The organism is Aeromonas sp. MdU4 (genome assembly GCF_041929505.1).
GTDB lineage: Bacteria > Pseudomonadota > Gammaproteobacteria > Enterobacterales > Aeromonadaceae > Aeromonas.
Window position 1 is genome coordinate 268,307 of the sequence record NZ_JBHFMW010000001.1, and the last position, 16,536, is coordinate 284,842.

Annotated in this window: 12 protein-coding genes; 4 read left to right on the top strand and 8 right to left on the bottom strand. The window is 58.5% G+C overall.

The features are described 5' to 3' along the window. Positions 1 to 68: 68 nt before the first annotated feature. Together ACE1BR_RS01200 and dnaQ are read right to left on the bottom strand one after the other, a co-directional pair. Positions 69 to 1,334: a TIGR03503 family protein gene (locus tag ACE1BR_RS01200; protein WP_374866861.1), complete on the bottom strand. Its 1,266-nt coding sequence runs from the start codon at positions 1,332 to 1,334 to the stop codon at positions 69 to 71. Then, a complete protein-coding gene (gene dnaQ, locus ACE1BR_RS01205; protein WP_374866862.1) occupies positions 1,331 to 2,065 on the bottom strand; it encodes a DNA polymerase III subunit epsilon in 735 nt (244 codons plus the stop codon). Before dnaQ ends, ACE1BR_RS01200 begins: the two co-directional genes overlap by 4 nt. 79 nt (positions 2,066 to 2,144) lie before the next feature. Between dnaQ and rnhA the strand changes: the two genes are divergently transcribed. Continuing rightward, positions 2,145 to 2,609, top strand: a complete 465-nt coding sequence (gene rnhA / locus ACE1BR_RS01210) for a ribonuclease HI (protein ID WP_374866863.1) — start codon at positions 2,145 to 2,147, stop codon at positions 2,607 to 2,609. Here rnhA and ACE1BR_RS01215 read toward each other — a convergent pair. Continuing rightward, the gene (locus ACE1BR_RS01215; protein ID WP_374866865.1) at positions 2,597 to 3,319 is read right to left on the bottom strand and encodes a methyltransferase domain-containing protein; all 723 of its coding nucleotides are present in this window, start codon (positions 3,317 to 3,319) and stop codon (positions 2,597 to 2,599) included. The genes rnhA and ACE1BR_RS01215 overlap by 13 nt on opposite strands. Positions 3,320 to 3,391: 72 nt before the next feature. Here ACE1BR_RS01215 and gloB point away from each other — a divergent pair, with 72 nt between their 5' ends. Then, positions 3,392 to 4,156, top strand: a complete 765-nt coding sequence (gene gloB / locus ACE1BR_RS01220) for a hydroxyacylglutathione hydrolase (protein WP_374866866.1) — start codon at positions 3,392 to 3,394, stop codon at positions 4,154 to 4,156. Positions 4,157 to 4,226: 70 nt separating this feature from the next. Then, complete coding sequence (locus ACE1BR_RS01225; RefSeq protein WP_374866868.1) at positions 4,227 to 5,774, top strand: LysM peptidoglycan-binding domain-containing protein; 1,548 nt, start codon at positions 4,227 to 4,229, stop codon at positions 5,772 to 5,774. Positions 5,775 to 6,148: 374 nt separating this feature from the next. Here ACE1BR_RS01225 and astE read toward each other — a convergent pair whose 3' ends face one another. Together astE and ACE1BR_RS01235 are read right to left on the bottom strand one after the other, a co-directional pair. Further along, entirely contained in the window at positions 6,149 to 7,174 is a 1,026-nt protein-coding gene (gene astE / locus ACE1BR_RS01230; RefSeq protein ID WP_374866870.1) for a succinylglutamate desuccinylase, read from the bottom strand. Positions 7,175 to 7,444: 270 nt separating this feature from the next. Further along, positions 7,445 to 7,654 (bottom strand): DUF1127 domain-containing protein, encoded by a 210-nt coding sequence (locus ACE1BR_RS01235; RefSeq protein ID WP_005337823.1) that lies wholly within the window; start codon positions 7,652 to 7,654, stop codon positions 7,445 to 7,447. Between the two features lie 526 nt (positions 7,655 to 8,180). Here ACE1BR_RS01235 and ACE1BR_RS01240 point away from each other — a divergent pair. Continuing rightward, positions 8,181 to 9,074 (top strand): DNA replication terminus site-binding protein, encoded by an 894-nt coding sequence (locus ACE1BR_RS01240; RefSeq protein ID WP_374866872.1) that lies wholly within the window; start codon positions 8,181 to 8,183, stop codon positions 9,072 to 9,074. A gap of 141 nt (positions 9,075 to 9,215) precedes the next feature. On the opposite strand, the gene ACE1BR_RS01245 is transcribed toward ACE1BR_RS01240, so the two are convergent. The 3 genes from ACE1BR_RS01245 to ACE1BR_RS01255 form a co-directional block, all read right to left on the bottom strand. Next, the gene (locus tag ACE1BR_RS01245) at positions 9,216 to 13,091 is read right to left on the bottom strand and encodes an SNF2-related protein (RefSeq protein ID WP_374866874.1); all 3,876 of its coding nucleotides are present in this window, start codon (positions 13,089 to 13,091) and stop codon (positions 9,216 to 9,218) included. A gap of 358 nt (positions 13,092 to 13,449) precedes the next feature. Continuing rightward, positions 13,450 to 15,042: an amidohydrolase family protein gene (locus tag ACE1BR_RS01250; protein ID WP_374866876.1), complete on the bottom strand. Its 1,593-nt coding sequence runs from the start codon at positions 15,040 to 15,042 to the stop codon at positions 13,450 to 13,452. Continuing rightward, on the bottom strand, positions 15,042 to 16,499 hold the full coding sequence (locus tag ACE1BR_RS01255) for a sodium:solute symporter (protein ID WP_374866878.1): 1,458 nt from the start codon (positions 16,497 to 16,499) through the stop codon (positions 15,042 to 15,044). The genes ACE1BR_RS01250 and ACE1BR_RS01255 overlap by 1 nt, the downstream gene beginning before the upstream one ends. Positions 16,500 to 16,536: the final 37 nt, after the last annotated feature.

Genomic DNA, 16,536 nt, shown 5'->3' on the forward strand with positions numbered 1-16,536 from the left:
CAAAAGCAAAACCGCCCTGTTTTTAGGGCGGTTTTTCTATTTGGCATAACGCTGTATCAGAACACGGATCACTGTTCCGGCAGATTGAGATCCAGTTTGGAGGGCGCTTGCCCGGCTTGCTGATTTTCCGCCTGTGCCGCTGCCAGTGCCCGCTTCAAGGCTCGCCGTTTCTGAATAACCACAAACCCGACACCACCCAGCACGACCAGCAGAACGCCACCACCGGCCAGCACCCAGACCAACCAACCCATTTCCGCTGCTTTCGGTGCCTCATGGGTCGCTTCAGCACTGGATGCAGGTGCTGCTGCCGAAACCGGCTCCACGGGAGGTGGTGGCGGCGGGAAGATGTTGAACGTTTTGACCGGCAACGCAATCTTAATCTCGCGACCCAAGCGAGTCGTGCCATACAGGGTGGCATGCACCTCGTACTGCCCGGGGATCTTGATCAACGACAGGTCGATATCCAGCTTGGGCTCGGTGGCCATCTCGCTAAAGGAGGCACTGCCCCCCGCCTTGTTGCGTACAACGCCCTTGATAACGACAGAGGCGGGATCCAGCTCATCACGGTCGACCAGCAGAGATAACTTGGCACCCAGTTCATCCGAGGGGGGCGCCAAGTTATAGCTAAACGGATAAGGATAAAGGAGCACATCCTGATAACGGGCGCGGGTGAACACCTGATTGCCAGTACTAAACTCGGCGCGGTATTTGCCAGCAGGAATATCCTGCAGCGTCGCCTCTGCCGTCATGACCCCGTCGCCAGGTACCTCATCGAGCCCCTTGCCATCATCGAGATAATGGCCAAGCTCCTGATCCAGGACCACTTTCTGTTGACTGGCATCGGCGAATGACTGCAACTTGACGGTCATCCCCAGATCGGAAAGGTAATATTTGTCGTTGGGCGACTGGCCATCAATCTGCAACCACGCCTTAAGCTTGATCACTTCCCCTTGGTAGATCTGCATCGGCAAAGCAGCAATATCCAACCGGATATCAGAAAGAATACGTACCCGGTTGTCATGATCTACCTCACCAATCGCCTGCCAGGGACCGGGCATAGGGTTACGCAAGGTAATCAAGTCATGCTCCGGCAGCGCCAGCCAACCCACATCAGCTGGCTTGACCTTGCCCACGTAGAGCTTGCTGCCATCAGGGCGCACCAGGATCACCGACGGGGTGCCCGGCTTGCGCTTGATGATGAAGGTGATCTCCTTCACCCCGTAATCAATGCGAAAGCGATTATCCAGCATCGGAATGTCAGAGGGGGCAAACACTTCGTTGGCCGTTGCCCCCAGCGAGAGTAACAGCAGCAGGCATGCCCACCACTTGCTCATTGCCGCCACAGACAGCTTCCTCCCTTCTTCTGCACCAGATCGAGTCTCGCTTCATGAAGCGCCTGAACCTCGGCACTGGCGCGCACCACCTTGAGGGTGGGTCGGTTGCTCTCCAATCTGCGAATGCTGGTATCCTGATTGCTTTCGTTCTCACTGCTTTCGGTAGCCAGATTGAGTTTGGTCTGGCCACCGGTCATCAGCAGGTAGACGTCCGCCAGGATCTCCGCATCGAGCAAAGCCCCGTGCAAGGTTCGGTGCGAGTTATCGATGCCGTAGCGATCGCAGAGCACGTCGAGGTTGTTGCGCTTGCCGGGGAAGAGATCCCGCGCCATCGCCAGGGTATCGGTGATAGTGCAAATATCCGCCGTCTTGAAACCGAGGCCGAGCTTGCTGAACTCGTAGTCCATGAAGCTCACGTCAAACGGCGCGTTGTGGGCGATCAGTTCGGCCCCCCGGATAAACTCGAGGAACTCGTCGGCAATCTGGCTAAACGACGGTTTGTCACGCAGGAACTCGTCGGTGATACCGTGCACCTGAATCGCTTCCGGGTCGACCAGACGGTCCGGCTTGATGTAGACGTGATAGTGATTACCGGTCAGCTTGCGGTTGATCACCTCCACACAGCCGATTTCGATAATACGGTGACCCAGATAGACAGGGCCACCCGCCGTATTCATACCAGTGGTTTCAGTATCCAGAATGATCTGGCGATTCAGTTGGGGTGTGTTCATGATCCAATCTATGTCAAACTTCGGCTTTACTTACTCGCTAGTTTACCCCAAGCCTCATGTTAAAACAGATTGATTACTCATGTTAAAACAGATTGATGTCTATACCGATGGCTCCTGCCTCGGCAATCCGGGCCCGGGTGGTTACGGAGCAGTGATGGTCTACGGCACCCACCGCAAAGAGATTTCCGCCGGCTTCAAGTTGACCACCAATAACCGGATGGAGCTGATGGCCGCCATCATGGGCCTGCGCACCCTCAACGAACCCTGCAAGGTTCGCCTCACTACCGACAGCCAGTATGTCCGTCAGGGGATCACCCAGTGGATCATCGGCTGGAAAAAGAAGGGGTGGCTGACCGCCAACCGTCAGCCGGTTAAAAACGTCGATCTCTGGAAAGAGCTGGATGCCGAGGTCAGTCGTCACCAGATCGAGTGGCTCTGGGTCAAAGGACACTCTGGCCATCCGGAGAACGAACGCTGTGACGAGCTGGCTCGCGAGGCCGCCTGCGGCAAGGATCTGGCCGAGGATACCGGCTACCAGCCCTGACGGGCCATACCCGGTGTGGCGAGCGACTTTGGCAACTGCCAGCGCCGCCGCACCGGGATAAGTGGAAAGCGCCGTTTACGGGCAGCAATCACATAGACCGAAGCAAACGCCCGGCAATAGTCCCGCCCCAGGCTCTCCTGCCACCAACTGTGCCAGCTCTGTTTGCCCATAAACGAGTAACCGAAGCGCTCGTCAAACATCACCTCGCACCCTAATAGATGGAGCCAGTCGGTGACCCTTCCCGGAGTAAACATCCGCGCCGACCAGGGCATTCTGCGCCGCAAGAACGGCACACAGTGGCCGATCCCGACCAGACTCATGGGATTGTAGCCACTGATAATCAACCAGCCATCGTCGGTCAATACCCTTTCGGCTTCACGCAACACCTGATGGGGATCGGCAGAGAAATCGAGGCAGTGGGCCAGCAAGCAGGCATCGACGCTGCCGGTACGAACCGGCAGATCGAGGGGATCGCCATACATGTCGAGCAGGCGCCCCTCAGGGGCGACTCCGACCTGATGACGAATGGATGAGCGCTTGCAGGAGAGTTCGGCGCTCAGGGCACCAATTTTTAGCAAGTGATAGCCAAACAGATTGGGACACCAGCAGTCGAGTCGCTCCTGGATCTCGGCGGCGACCCAATCACCCATAGGCAACGCGGACCAGCTGGTCGGGATCTCGATTTGTTGTTCGGTACGTGCCACCTGCATAATAGGGCTCAACTCGCGGTTTCGAACGCCATCCTGTTATATAAGATACCCTCCCTAAAGAGAAGCAGACTGATGTATCCAGTGATCACAGTTCCAGCCTTTAACGACAACTACATCTGGTTGATCCGCCACGAAAATCACTGCCTGGTGGTCGACCCGGGTGACGCGGCCCCCGTGCTGGAGCGACTTGAGGTATTGGGGCTGGTACTCGATGCCATCCTCCTTACCCATCACCACCACGACCATGTGGGCGGGGTCGGCGAACTGCTCGACCAGTTCCCCCACGCCCGGCTCTATGGTCCCAAACTTGACCCGATGCCTGATCACCATGGTCAGTGGCTGGAAGATGGCGATCAGATCAACTGGCACGGCCTCGCCCTCGAGGTGATCCATGTGCCCGGTCATACCCGCGGCCATATTGCCTACCATGGTAGCGGCATGCTCTTTTGCGGCGACACCCTCTTCTCGGCCGGTTGTGGCCGTCTCTTCGAAGGGACGCCGGAACAGATGTATCACTCGCTGCAGCGCCTCGCCGCCCTGCCCGATGAGACCCTCATCTATTGTGCCCACGAATACACCCTGTCAAACCTGCGCTTCGCCTACGCGGTCGAGCCGGACAACCCGGCGATCCGTGATCAGATCGGGCTGATCAGCAAACTGCGGCAACAAGGGCTGCCAAGCCTGCCGACCCGGCTGGGGGATGAGCGCAGGTTTAATGTTTTTCTGCGCTGCGAACTCGATTCAGTGAAATTTTCTGCTGAAAAGCAGGGGCTAAAATGCGTGGAAAATCCGGTAGATACCTTCACGATCCTGCGCCAATGGAAGGATGTTTTTTGAACAAACCTTGATCAGGGGGGGATTGCCCCTTATGATGCGGGCTGTTTTTCTAAAAAATGACCGGAACGAGATGAAGGTACGAACGGCCTTATTGGCAGCGCTGTTGCTCAGCGGCTGCCAAAACCTGAGCCATCAGGATGACCGGGCGCTAACGGCAATCGAGCCGATCAAGTCCCCCCAGGTCAATAAAAAAGCGCATAAAAAACACTCTTCACGATTTCTGTTTGGCGATGAACAGCTGGACGAAATGGAAGATACGGACAATCTGTGGGTGCGTATCAGCGATGATATGCAACTGGAAACTCCGGACAATGCGCGCATCCGCCAACAACGTGAGTGGCTGTTGCGCAATGATAAGCATCTGGCGACCATTGCCAGCCGGGCTGAACCCTACCTCTATCTGATGGTAGAGGAGATTGAACGGCGTGAGCTGCCAATGGAGCTTATTACTGTCCCGATGATCGAGAGCATGTTTGATCCGCATGCCCGATCCCGCAGCAATGCCGTCGGTTTGTGGCAATTTGTGCCCGCCACCGGCAAGAACTTCGGCCTGCGCCACGACAACTGGTATGACGGACGGCGCGATGTGCTGGCCTCGACCAACGCGGCGCTCGACTATCTGGAGTACCTGAACCGCTTCTTTGATGGTGACTGGCTGCAAACGCTGGCCGCCTACAATGCCGGTGAAGGTCGGGTGCGCAACGCCATCCAGCGTAACCAGCGTGCCGGCAAGCCGACCGATTACTGGTCGCTCGATCTGCCGCGCGAAACCCGGATGTATGTGCCCAAAATCCTGGCCATGGCTGACATGATCAGCAATGCCGACAAGTACAACGTCCAGCTGCCGGTGCTCGCCAACGAGCCGAAGCTGCGAGTGGTGGAAACCGGTAGCCAGATCGACCTGAACGTGGCGGCCCAGCTGGCTGGCCTGCGCACCTCGCAGCTCAAGGAGGTCAATCCTGCCTTGAACCGTGGTGTGATGTCACCGCGCGGCCCCTACCGCCTGCTGGTACCGGTTGAATATGCCGATACTCTGGAGCTGGCACTGGCCGACCTGCCCAAGAGCGAGCGTATCCGTACCCGTTCCTATCAGGTTACCAGTGGCGACACCCTGTCACGCATCGCCCAGAATCATGGCGTCAGCGTCAGCGAGCTGAAGCTGGCCAACAACCTGCGCAGCAACAACCTGCGCCGCGGTCAGCATCTGGTCATTCCGACCAGTGGCCATGCCGTCAGCAGCAAAGCCAGTTCTGCTCCGCAGCAGCTGGCCAGCCGTGGCACCAGTCAGAAAGGCAAGGTGAGCTACAAGGTGCGCTCGGGTGATAACCTGTGGAGTATCAGCCAGGCCCACGGCGTCTCCCACGAGGAGCTCGCCAAGTGGAACGGCCTGAACACCAAGTCGGCCCTGAAACCGGGCATGCAGCTGGTGGTCTACCCCAAGGGTGGCAAAAGCAGCAAGTCGATGGTCTATCAGGTTCGCCGTGGTGACTCCATCTCCTCCATCGCCGCGCGCTTCCAGGTCGCCATCAACGATGTGATGCGCTGGAACCAGCTCGATAAAGGGGATTACCTGAAGCCGGGCCAGGAGATTACCCTGTTTGTGAAGAACAACAGCTGATCCCCCGCCAACAACATTAAAAAACGGAGCCAGTCAGATGACTGGCTCCGTTTTTTTTATTCCCTCCACTCGCCATGACACCGTTCGCGCTCTTCATCCCGATAGGGCCGGACAACGTTGACCAATCGCTGCCATCACCATCAGATCGGCCACCTCCTTGAACGGCCTTGCTGGCGTGTTCTGCGCCCCTCCCGGAGAGCAGTCTGGTCACTATAAGCTGGATTTATGGCATTTCCCAAAATGTCCCAACTTTTGCTTATACCGCACATCTCATCCCATGGCATGACCAAATCGGCCGAAAGAGAGCGGAAAATACCCTTCACCCGATCGTCTGCACACGATTCACGCCCGCAACCAAGGAGCTATTGCATGGCTTATTCCCAGAGCCGGGTCGGCACCACCAGCAACACGGTACGCTGGCCAATCGCCACGTTGGCATTGGGAAAGACCACCGCCTCGCGCGGCTGCTCGACGGTGTAACGCAGCTCGCCATCCTCGGCCAGCACGAACCCTTGCGGGAACTCGGTGAAGTTGTCGACATCGCTGGCAAACAGGAAGCGAAATTGCTCCGATCTCTTGGTGATCACCCGATCGATGGCAAACAGGGTGAAATCATCCGCCCGCCACGGCTCCAGCGCCACTTCATCTTGCGTGACCAGCTCCTGCAGCGCCTGCCGGGTCTCGATAAAGCGGGTCATGTCGTTCTCGCCAAATGGCCGCACCTTGCCCAGCTCCACCGTGAAGGCGTGGGCTCCGTGCTGGTGGGAGCTGTAGTAGCTGAAGGTGGTGGTCGGGCTGGCGGAGAGCAGTATGGTGCGCACCCCGCAGGCGCCGAGGAACTGCACCTGTTCGCGGCAGTGGGGCCGCTCGTGGGGGAAGGGGTAGACGGCAAACTTCTCGTGGCGCGAACCGCGAATGGCGGTGTGCAGGTCGTAGTGGTAGCGGGGACGGGCCGGATCGGCAAAGAAGCGGCTCACATACTGCTCAAGGCGCATGGAGCGGATCCGCTCCCGGTTGCAGAGCCCCTCCCCCTTGCTGTGGGCACCGGAGAAGAGGCGGTTCATGTTCTCCTCCACCTCCCGCAGCCCCAGATTCATCGCCGCCGGATTGCCAAACAGGAACAGCACCCTATGGCGGGCTGTCAGTTCTCCTGAAAGCAGACGGCTCAGCAGTTGGTTGCAGATCTCGATGGGGGCGGTCTCGTTGCCGTGAATGCCGCAGGAGAGGACGATATCCTTGCGCCCTCCGGGCTGGCCGCCCGCTCCGTTCACCGGTTCCAGACAGAGCACGCCAGTATCCCAGACACTCACCCGAGTGCCGTCCGGCAAGGCAAAATCAAAGGGCTCAAGCTGCCACTCATGGCTGCGGGTCATGGCCAAAAAATCGTGCTGGGGAATCATCCGTCTCACCCTCTTGCGCTGGAACACCATGCCCGGATTATACGCAAGGCGTTGCGGCTTAAAACCAATTTTTAAACAAATTCAAACATTAAGGATACAAACAGCGGCGAGGTAAAACGGCAGCTACGGGCGGATCAACAACGGAATATAAAAGAGGGGAAGAGAGGGCTGTACGGGGGAAACAACAGCAAAACTGACGGGGTGACCTGATGTCACCCGGCAGTCAGCATACAAGGTCAGCAGATAGACGAGGCATCCATGCCCGGCTGATCAACCACGCCAGAACGGCTTGGTGGTCTCTTGATAACGGTCAGCTTCGTTCAGGCCGATGTCTTTGAGCAAGTACTCGGGCAGCTCGGAGAGCTGGCGACGGCTGCGGCTGCGCTCCAGCCAGGTCAGAACGGTCATTTTAACGCGAGCAACCAGATTCAATTGGCTGGAATGCTGGTAACCGGTTTCGGTATAAGTCATGTTGGCCATGATGTGGCTCCTCTGAATATTTGTTTACGCACTGGGCTTTATTTGATGCGCAAAGCTTAGTCAGGGAGCAGGGCCGACTCAATTGACGAATTTTGATACGTTACATTAGTAAATCTAATGTCTAAAAGTGGCAGGATTTAATTTTAACCATTTGATTTTAAATGAATAATTATCTTCATGGTTGGCCAGCAGAGTCGCACAGCATATTGTGCTGCATGGCACCCATCTATATATGCATTTTACTGCTTTACATATGCAGGGATGGACAAGGTGCGAACAGCTGGCAACAGTGAAGCTACATGAAGTTGTTAATTTAATGATCTCGTGGAGATCTTTATTTAACACAATGAAACATAAATAAAACCAGCACCGCATCCCCATTCAGAGGCGCACATTGCCCCCTAATCAAAGTGTCTCTTGGCACTCCAGCCGCATGCTGGTATGTTTATTTATACAGTAGTTTTACTGCCCGCAGGTGATGCCATACCTGATGTCGTCAACAGCGGGTCAGACCACAGGATCATCGATGGATACCTTTACCCCGACCGCCACCCTGCGTCAACAAATGGCTGCCATTGAGGCCTCCCTCAACCAGCTAGCCGATCTGCTTGGCCAGCTCGATCTGCAAGAGGCCCATGTCTATCCCCTGCCCCCGGTGCCCCAAGGGGAGGAGCACGACCCGATCGCGCAGATTGAGGTGGGTTATCTCAACGGTGAAGCCGCGCTGGCGGCCACCCTCGCCGCCTATCGGGATCACAGCGCCCGTCCCGGCTGCTCCACCAAGGCGACTCACCGGCTGCCCGGCTGGTTACGCTTTCCTGCGGCAGCAGCCCCCTTGCTGCAACCGCTGATCGACCAAATCAACCAGCACAAGCTCGATTTCAAAACGCTGGTGCAGCAAGCTGGCGGACGGGACGAGAAGTTCGAGCTGGTACATACCGCCCTGCCCGGGGTGATCACCTTGCAGGTCTATCGTAAGCTGACCCTGCTGGCCGGGGAGCTGCAATCCCTCGGCTTTACCTGGGCCGACAAGCAGACCATCAATCGCCTCAGTCGCGAGCAGGTGCTGGAGATGCTGGAGCGCAGCCGCCGCTACATACCGGCCCTCTCCAACAACGAGGAGTGGAGCAAGATGGTGGATCAGGAGGTGTACGATATTCGCCGCCTGCCCGCCGATGCCGAGCTGCGGATCCGCCGCCCGGTCAAGACCCACCCGATGATCAACCTACTCTGGCTGGAGCGTACCCCGCGCAAACAGCAGATCAAGGCGAGCCTGCCGCTGCTGCTCTGCTCCGATAACCCACCTGCGGTCACCCATCTGGGCAACTATCCCCCCAAGAGCCGCCAAGCGCGGCGGGATCGCAAGATTGGCGGCGAGCCCATCATTGAGCGGCTGCACCTCTATCTCTATCAAGGGTGACTGGATCAGGGGTAGCTGGGCCGCCTTACCGCGATAAACGGCGCATCCCGCATCAGCCCCCCAAATAAGAAAGGGGAGAACATCTCTGGATGTTCTCCCCTTTTCTGTATCGGTAGTCGGTGTGGAAGGCGGTGCCGTCAATCAGCCCATCAGCAGGGCCCGCAGGCTCTCCACATCCAGCCCGCGCACCTCGGACTGGCCGCTCAGCAGGCCATCGGCCAACGCCCGCTTCTCGTCGTGCAGGGCGACGATCTTCTCCTCCACCGTCTGCTCGCACACCAGTCGGTACACGGTCACCGGCTGGGTCTGCCCCATCCGGTGCGCCCGATCGCTCGCCTGATCTTCCACCGCCGGGTTCCACCAGGGATCGAGGTGCAGCACGGTATCGGCCTGGGTCAAGTTGAGGCCGGTGCCCCCCGCCTTGAGGCTGATGAGGAACAGCGGCACCGCTTCATGACGAAACCGCAGGATGGAGTCCTGACGGGACTTGGCGGAGCAGCCACCATCCAGATAGCAGTAATCCCAGGATTTCTGTTCGATGCGGGCGCGCAGCAGGCTCAGCAAGTCGACGAACTGACTGAACACCAGCACCCGATGACCACCGTCGATCGCCTCTTCCAGCAGCGCCATCGCCTCGTCCAGCTTGCTGCTGGTCTGCGACCACTCGGGCATCACCAGCTCCGGCGAACAGCAGAGACGGCGCAGCCGGGTCAGGCCGCTCAGCACATGCATCAGGGCGCGACCATCAGCGCTTTGCACCTGCTGCACCACTTCGCGCCGAGTCGCCTCGTAGAGCTGACGCTCTTCGGGGGAGAGGCTGATGTGGTGGATGATCTCGGTCTTGTCCGGCAGCTCGGTCAGCACCTGCTGCTTGAGGCGACGCAGGATGAAGGGGCTGATCACCGCCCGCAGCAGCGCCATGTGCTGAGGATCCTTGACCGCCTTGCCAAAGCGGCGCTTGAACTCGCCAAGGCTGCCAAGCAGCCCCGGGTTGATAAAGGTAAACAGGCTCCACAACTCACCCAGATGGTTCTCGATGGGGGTACCGGAGAGAGCGAGACGAAAATCGCCGTCCAGCTGGAACAGCAGCTTGGCGCGCTGGGTGCCGGCGTTTTTGATCTGCTGCGCCTCATCGAGCACCATGGAGGACCAGCGGCGCGCCTTGAGCGCCTCCGCCAGACTGCCCAGCATGCCGTAGTTGATGAGGATCACCTGACCGGCCTTGGCCTCGCGAATGATCCCCTCCCGCTCGGCGGGGTTCTCGAACACCACCACATCCAGCTCGGGGGCGAAACGGGCGACCTCCTCCTGCCAGTTGGTGACCACTGACTTGGGCACCACGACCAGCGCCGGGCCAAGGTGCTGGCGCATCCGCAGCACGATGAGCGCCTGCAGCGTCTTGCCCAGACCCATGTCATCGGCCAGACAGGCGCCAAAACCGTGATGGGCCAGGGTTGCCAGCCAGCGCACCCCCTCTTTCTGATAGTCACGCAGCGAGGTGAGCAGCTCGTCCGGGCACTCGACCTCCTGCTGCCACTCCTGCTGCAACGATTGCCACGCCGCATCCCCTTCGGTGGTAATGACCGAGAGCAGACGGGTGAGCGGATAGGCCAGCTTGTTGTTAATGCGCTGCTCTTCATCGAGCATGGCCCCCAGCATGGTGAGTCGCTCCACCAGCTTGTCGCTCAGCATCAGGCTGGTCTTCTCGTCGAGCTGCACGGTGCGCTGGCCCGGGGTCATCTGGCGCAAAATCAGGCGCAGGTCGAGGATCTGGTGCTCATCGAGCGCCAGCGCCCCTTCGACCTGGAACCAGTCCTGGCGCCGCTCGATGCGCAGACTCAGGGCCGCTTCATCAAGGCTCTTGAGGCGAGCGCTGTCCTGATGCCAGTGAATGACCACGCCGGCATCCACCAGCTCGGGCAGGGCATTGACCAGCGCCAGCGCCTGCTCCCCCTGCAGCAGCCACTCGCTGCCGGGCAGGCCGATGGGCAATTGATTGCGCAGCAACTGTGCCTGCAGCTTCTCGGCGGCGAGATCCCGTTGCCAGTAGTGGTACGCCTTGATCCCCTGCCGCACGATGGGCTCCCCCTTGCCAAGGGGCTGGGGCGGCAAATCGTCAAAGCGGGTCACCAGCTTGACCGACAGCTGACTATCCTGCCAATCCAGTTGCACCGAAGGAATACCAGGCCAGGGAGCCAGTTCGGCGTTGCCCCTAAGCCCCTCGACCTGACTGTGCCAGGGCAGCTCGGGAATGGCGTCCAGCGTGCGTTGCAGCTCAGCCAGCCCTTCGGCGGGCAGCAGCGGAATGGATTCGAGCGCAGGCAAACGGTCGAGCAGCGGCTGCGGAGTGAGGATCAGCTGCCACAGATCCTGCGCCAGCGGCATGATATGGGCCCCGCGGGCGGCCGCATCGGGGCAGAGCTGCGCACTCATCCCCTGTTCGGTGGCGACCACCTGCAGCAGAGGGGCGCTGATGGCCAGTTGCAGCTTTTGCCCCTTGGCGTTGAACAAGCGGGGGTGATCGGCCAGCGGCGCCCAGACATCCCGCGGCAACCGCCCCATCACCCGTGGCAGGGTGCGGACCAGCGCCCAGTCATGCTCATCGAGCATGGCGGCATACTGGGTGGAGAGCAGGGCCGGATCGACCCGACGACCGGCGGTCCACTCCCCCTTGGTGCTGAGCTTCTGGATCTTGCACTCCAGCTCGGGGCCATCGGCATGGAGCAGCCACACCAGCCGCTCCTGCGGCTTGCGTACGCCGCTGGAGCGTCCCAATCCCTGCAACCAGTTGAGCCAGCTGGCCGAGGCTGCGGTTTTATCCTCGTCCCCTTCATCATCCTGCTCGTCACTGCTCTCTTGCGCACTCTCCTCACTGCCGCGCAGCTGGCAAAGGGGTGCCCCTTTGGCCGCCTCACCCAACAAGATGCGCAGCAGATCCTGACAAAACGCCATCAGGCGATGATGGGGCTCGGCATCGAGCAGATGGGTGAGATCCCACTTGTGCAGCATGGCCACCTGCGGGCTCTGGGCACCGTGACGGGCCAGCGCGCAGAGGTCAAGCCAGAGGTAGCCCCAGTGGAGTTCCTCCACCGGCAGTTGCAGGGTATCGAACAGGCCGACCGCCTGACCGTGGCGATCGCCCGCCCACTGACTGAGCAAGTCGGCAAGCAGGGGGAACTGGCCAGTCAGGCTGCGCTGCCACTTCTTGCGCTGTTCGCTGGCAATGACGGGATCGGCCTGCTGCAACCAGCCAAGCCAGAGCAGGGCGCTGAATGTACGGGGCCACTGGCCCGCCTCGCCCTCATCGGCCGCCTGCCACTGGCCCAGCGCGGTGAGCAGTCGCTCGCCGAGCGGGCCGCTCTGGCGCTGCTGGGCCAGCGCCTGTAGGGCTGGCCAGCCGGGCACGGTGTCGTTACCCTCACCGGTTGGCGATGTGCTCTCACCATCCCCGCAGAGCCAGCGCCACTCCGCCGCGAAATCTTTGGCCCGGGCCTGCACCTCGGGGGCGCAGCGCACCAGCGCATTGGCCAACGGCCAGCGCTCTTCATAGGGGGCATCAAGCAAGAGTTGCAGCGAGAAGTGCTCCAGCAGCAGTTGCTGCCAGGCGGGGCTGGAGCCCGCCAGCAGCTGGTGAGCATCCGGGGTGTCGAGCAGGGTCAGCAGATCGCTGGCCGAGAAATAGGTCGGGATCTCCCCCGCCTTACCGCGGCAGAGCTCGCGCACTACCGCATGGGTGAGATCCTGCCCGGTCAACGAGGGCACCCGGCTCCAGTCCGGCGCAGGGCACAGACCGGCACGCACCCCCAGGATCAGCGCCAGCGTCCCCTCGGCGGTCAGGCTCCACTGCTGCTCCCCGCGCAATCTGACCAGCCCCGCATCCTGCAGTCGGGTCAGTTTATCGATCAGGGCATGGCCCATAGCCAGTTGTTCTTGCAGCAAACGGGTACTGGCGACACGCTGCAATTGCAAGGTGGCGAGCAGGGCATAACTATCCGAAGAGAGGGTGGATGCAGACATCAAGACTCACGGGCAAGTGCAAAAGCGGAATTTTAACGGTAAAGCGCCAGCGGCTCGACCCTTTACCGTGAAATAACTCAAAAAAAAACGGCCATCCATGATGACCGTCGAAAGTAACGAAGGAAATAGCCGGATAATCCGGTTACCTCCCACAGCGGGAAAATCGGGAGCGCTAGCCCCTAATTCGTGGAGCCAATGCTAGAGGTTGATGCCCGAAAAAGCTTTGAAGCGGATCACAGTTGAAAAGGATTTCTGAAAACGCTTTCAACTTCCCGCTGCAAAAATGGCCAAAAGTGCGCCAAATGGACGCGTTTCCGCCACACATTGCCCCATCTTGCTCATCAGCGATGCCATATCGCTACGACCCATCACTGCCTGACAGCACCACACCCGCACTACAATCTGAATCAAAACGATCTTCTGTCACCAGACGCGCCCCATTGACCCACAATCCCTGTAACCCGCTGGCATATGATCCGGGTGATTCAATCGTTGCATGGTCACGAAAATCATGACCAAACAGGGCCAGATCCGCAGCATATCCGGGGCGTATCAGCCCCCGCCCCTTAATACCGAATGTTTCAGCACTCAACCCGGTCATCTTGCGGATCGCCTGAGGCAACGTTAACAAACGCTCCTTTTGCACAAATTGATGAATAATCCGGGCGAAACTGCCGCATACCCGAGGATGAAGCCGTCCCCCCAACAGGGTGTCACTGCCTACCATTCCCTGTGGATGGGCGAGTATGGCGCCAACCAGTGCCTCATCCATGTAATAGTCGATAAACCGCACCTGACCTTGCTGGGCAATCAGCAGATCCACCATGAAATCCACTGGATGCTGCTGCTCCAACTCGGCACATTGCGCCAGACTCAACCCCAGATATCGTTCGGCAGACACATCGGCCACCGCAGTGATCAGGATATTGTGCCACCCCACCAGCGCGGGCAAATTATCCCAGGCACTTTGAGGACCAGGACGAATATGCTCTTGATACCACAGGCGAAGTTCACTACGTGTTGAGGGTTGATCGAGTTTTGCGAACAAACTTTGCCGTGTTTCACCAACCAGCAGTTCGGGAGGCAACAAGGACATCAGGGTCGTGCTGCCGTAATGATACGGATAACTGTCAAAGCTCAGCTGATGACGCTCAATTCGCTTTAACAGCTCGGCAAGATGAGTTGCATTGCGCTGACCAATGAGTTTCAGGTGGGAGATATGCAGTCGACACTGGCAAGCCTCACATAGGTCGATCAGCTCCTGCAGTGCCTGCAAGATTTCATCGCTTTCACTGCGCAGATGCACCACCAGTGGCCGCCCGTATGCACTGGCGCGTGCCGCCAATACTTTCAGCTCATCCATTCGACTAAACAGCGCCGGATAGTAAATAAGCCCGAGACTGATAGCCAGTGCCCCCACATCCAGCGCCTCATCCGCCAGTGCTGCCAGTTGTTTGAGCTGCATGCCGTTCATCGGCTGCTGGCTCTCCTGACAGAGTTGATAGCGCAGCACCCCATGGGGTAGCAGCGGCCCCAGATTCAATGCCAGCCCTTTCTCCCGTAGCCTGCAGCAATACTCTGCATAACTCTGCCAGGGCCAAAGCTCCTGTTTGCCACCGATGATGTAGTGATTTTGCCATCCCCGATGCAAATCTCTCGATAAAGGCGCGACCCCCAGGCCACAGACACCGCAGAGTTCACTGCTCACCCCCTGACGCGCTTTTGGCAAAAAGCCATCGTCGATAAATGGCGCCAGATCCGTATGGCTGTGAACGTCGATAAACCCTGGGGTCAAATAAGCACCCGCGGCCTCAACCCGCTCAACGTTGGGCGCTTCGATACCCTGGGCTATCGCCTCAATACGCCCATTCACAATCAACACATCGGCCAAATAGGGGGCGGCACCCGACCCATCAACCACATTGGCGCCGCAGATCAACGTTGTCGTCATCACTTGGCCACCGACTCTGGGGATACGACCACGGCCATCTGCTCATCATTGTCCTGCTGATATGCAGCAATGGCAGGGGGGGCCGCCGGGCGTCCCAAGCGGCGTTCAATGATAGAGATGGTAAAAAAGGAGAGCACTGAAAGTCCGGCACCAAAGATGATCGACATCACCCCGTAAGGCTCACCCGCCAGCTGCCATCCCATTCCGGCGACGGAACCAATCACGATCGACCAAAGCCCACCATTAACCGTCGCATTACGGTAAAACAGCCCTATCACAAATGCCGCAAAAGGACCGGCAGAGCGCAGAGTAAACGCAGAGATCATCAGACCAATAATGGAAAAACCGCCCAATGCGATGGCCATGCCACATACGCCCAGACACACAATGACCACCTTGCTCAACCGTAATTTGGCTTGATCGGGCGCATTTGGATTTACATAAGTGAGATAAACATCCTGCATCACCATAGTGCCCACCGCTATCATATTGCCCGATGCCGAAGACATGGTCGCAGCCACCACGCCCGCCATCACCAATCCGGCCAACAGGGTCGGAGCAAATGCTTGTGCAGCAGTCGGCATCGCCGTATTTGGCTCAATCCCGGGGAAATGAGCCAACGCAACCAGACCAATCATCGCAGGAATAAACCCGTAGCAAGCCATCAGCAACGCACACATAAATGAGCCTTTTCTGGCAGTGCGACTATCTTTGGCGGCAAAATAACGCTGGACGGCCTCTTGCCCGGTCGAAAAGGTCATGAAATAGAGCAGAGTCAAACCGATAATATTGCTCCAGCCAATATTGGTCATCGACATCTGCTGGGCAGGAAGGCTCTCAACAATAAAATCCCACCCTCCGGCATTATGCACAATAACGGGTAAAGCAATTGCCATCCCCACCGTGATCACCAAAATATGCACAATATCGGTAAATGCAATCGCCATCAGGCCACCCAGCATGGTATAGGCTGTCACCACACACGCCACCATAATGACTGTTGTCGCAGCATCCAAACCGGTGGCGACCTGAATAACACTGGCACATGCGGTAATCTGGGCTGCAGTGGCCAGAAATAATGCACCAATCGATAGGGCACTGCTAATGATATGGGTCGGGCGCCCATAACGACGTCGGAGAATTTCAGGAACCGTAGTGGCCATCGCCGCTCGAAGTCGTGGTGCAATAAAAGAAACACTAAACACACCAATCCCTGCACACACCACATACCAACCCGCTGATAGCCCCCATTCGCCATAGGCTTTTGCGGCCACACCGAGAGTACTTCCGCCCCCGATCTCAGTAGCAGCCAGCGTGCCTGCCATCATCCATGGTCCCAGGGAGCGGCCAGCCAGCAAAAAATCCTTGCTGTTCTTTACTTTTCGCCGTGATACCGTCGCACCGATCAGGATCATCACCCCCATGTAGATCACGATGATATAAAAACTTGCAGACATTACGCCTCCCGAATGAATATCCCATTATTTTCAAACT

Excerpts from the sequence above, each read along its gene's own strand:
- ACE1BR_RS01200 (WP_374866861.1), bottom strand. The coding sequence starts at position 1,334 with ATGAGCAAGTGGTGGGCATGCCTGCTGCTGTTACTCTCGCTGGGGGCA.
- dnaQ (WP_374866862.1), bottom strand. The coding sequence starts at position 2,065 with ATGAACACACCCCAACTGAATCGCCAGATCATTCTGGATACTGAAACC.
- rnhA (WP_374866863.1), top strand. The coding sequence starts at position 2,145 with ATGTTAAAACAGATTGATGTCTATACCGATGGCTCCTGCCTCGGCAAT.
- ACE1BR_RS01215 (WP_374866865.1), bottom strand. The coding sequence starts at position 3,319 with ATGCAGGTGGCACGTACCGAACAACAAATCGAGATCCCGACCAGCTGG.
- gloB (WP_374866866.1), top strand. The coding sequence starts at position 3,392 with ATGTATCCAGTGATCACAGTTCCAGCCTTTAACGACAACTACATCTGG.
- ACE1BR_RS01225 (WP_374866868.1), top strand. The coding sequence starts at position 4,227 with ATGAAGGTACGAACGGCCTTATTGGCAGCGCTGTTGCTCAGCGGCTGC.
- astE (WP_374866870.1), bottom strand. The coding sequence starts at position 7,174 with ATGATTCCCCAGCACGATTTTTTGGCCATGACCCGCAGCCATGAGTGG.
- ACE1BR_RS01235 (WP_005337823.1), bottom strand. The coding sequence starts at position 7,654 with ATGGCCAACATGACTTATACCGAAACCGGTTACCAGCATTCCAGCCAA.
- ACE1BR_RS01240 (WP_374866872.1), top strand. The coding sequence starts at position 8,181 with ATGGATACCTTTACCCCGACCGCCACCCTGCGTCAACAAATGGCTGCC.
- ACE1BR_RS01245 (WP_374866874.1), bottom strand. The coding sequence starts at position 13,091 with ATGTCTGCATCCACCCTCTCTTCGGATAGTTATGCCCTGCTCGCCACC.
- ACE1BR_RS01250 (WP_374866876.1), bottom strand. The coding sequence starts at position 15,042 with ATGACGACAACGTTGATCTGCGGCGCCAATGTGGTTGATGGGTCGGGT.
- ACE1BR_RS01255 (WP_374866878.1), bottom strand. The coding sequence starts at position 16,499 with ATGTCTGCAAGTTTTTATATCATCGTGATCTACATGGGGGTGATGATC.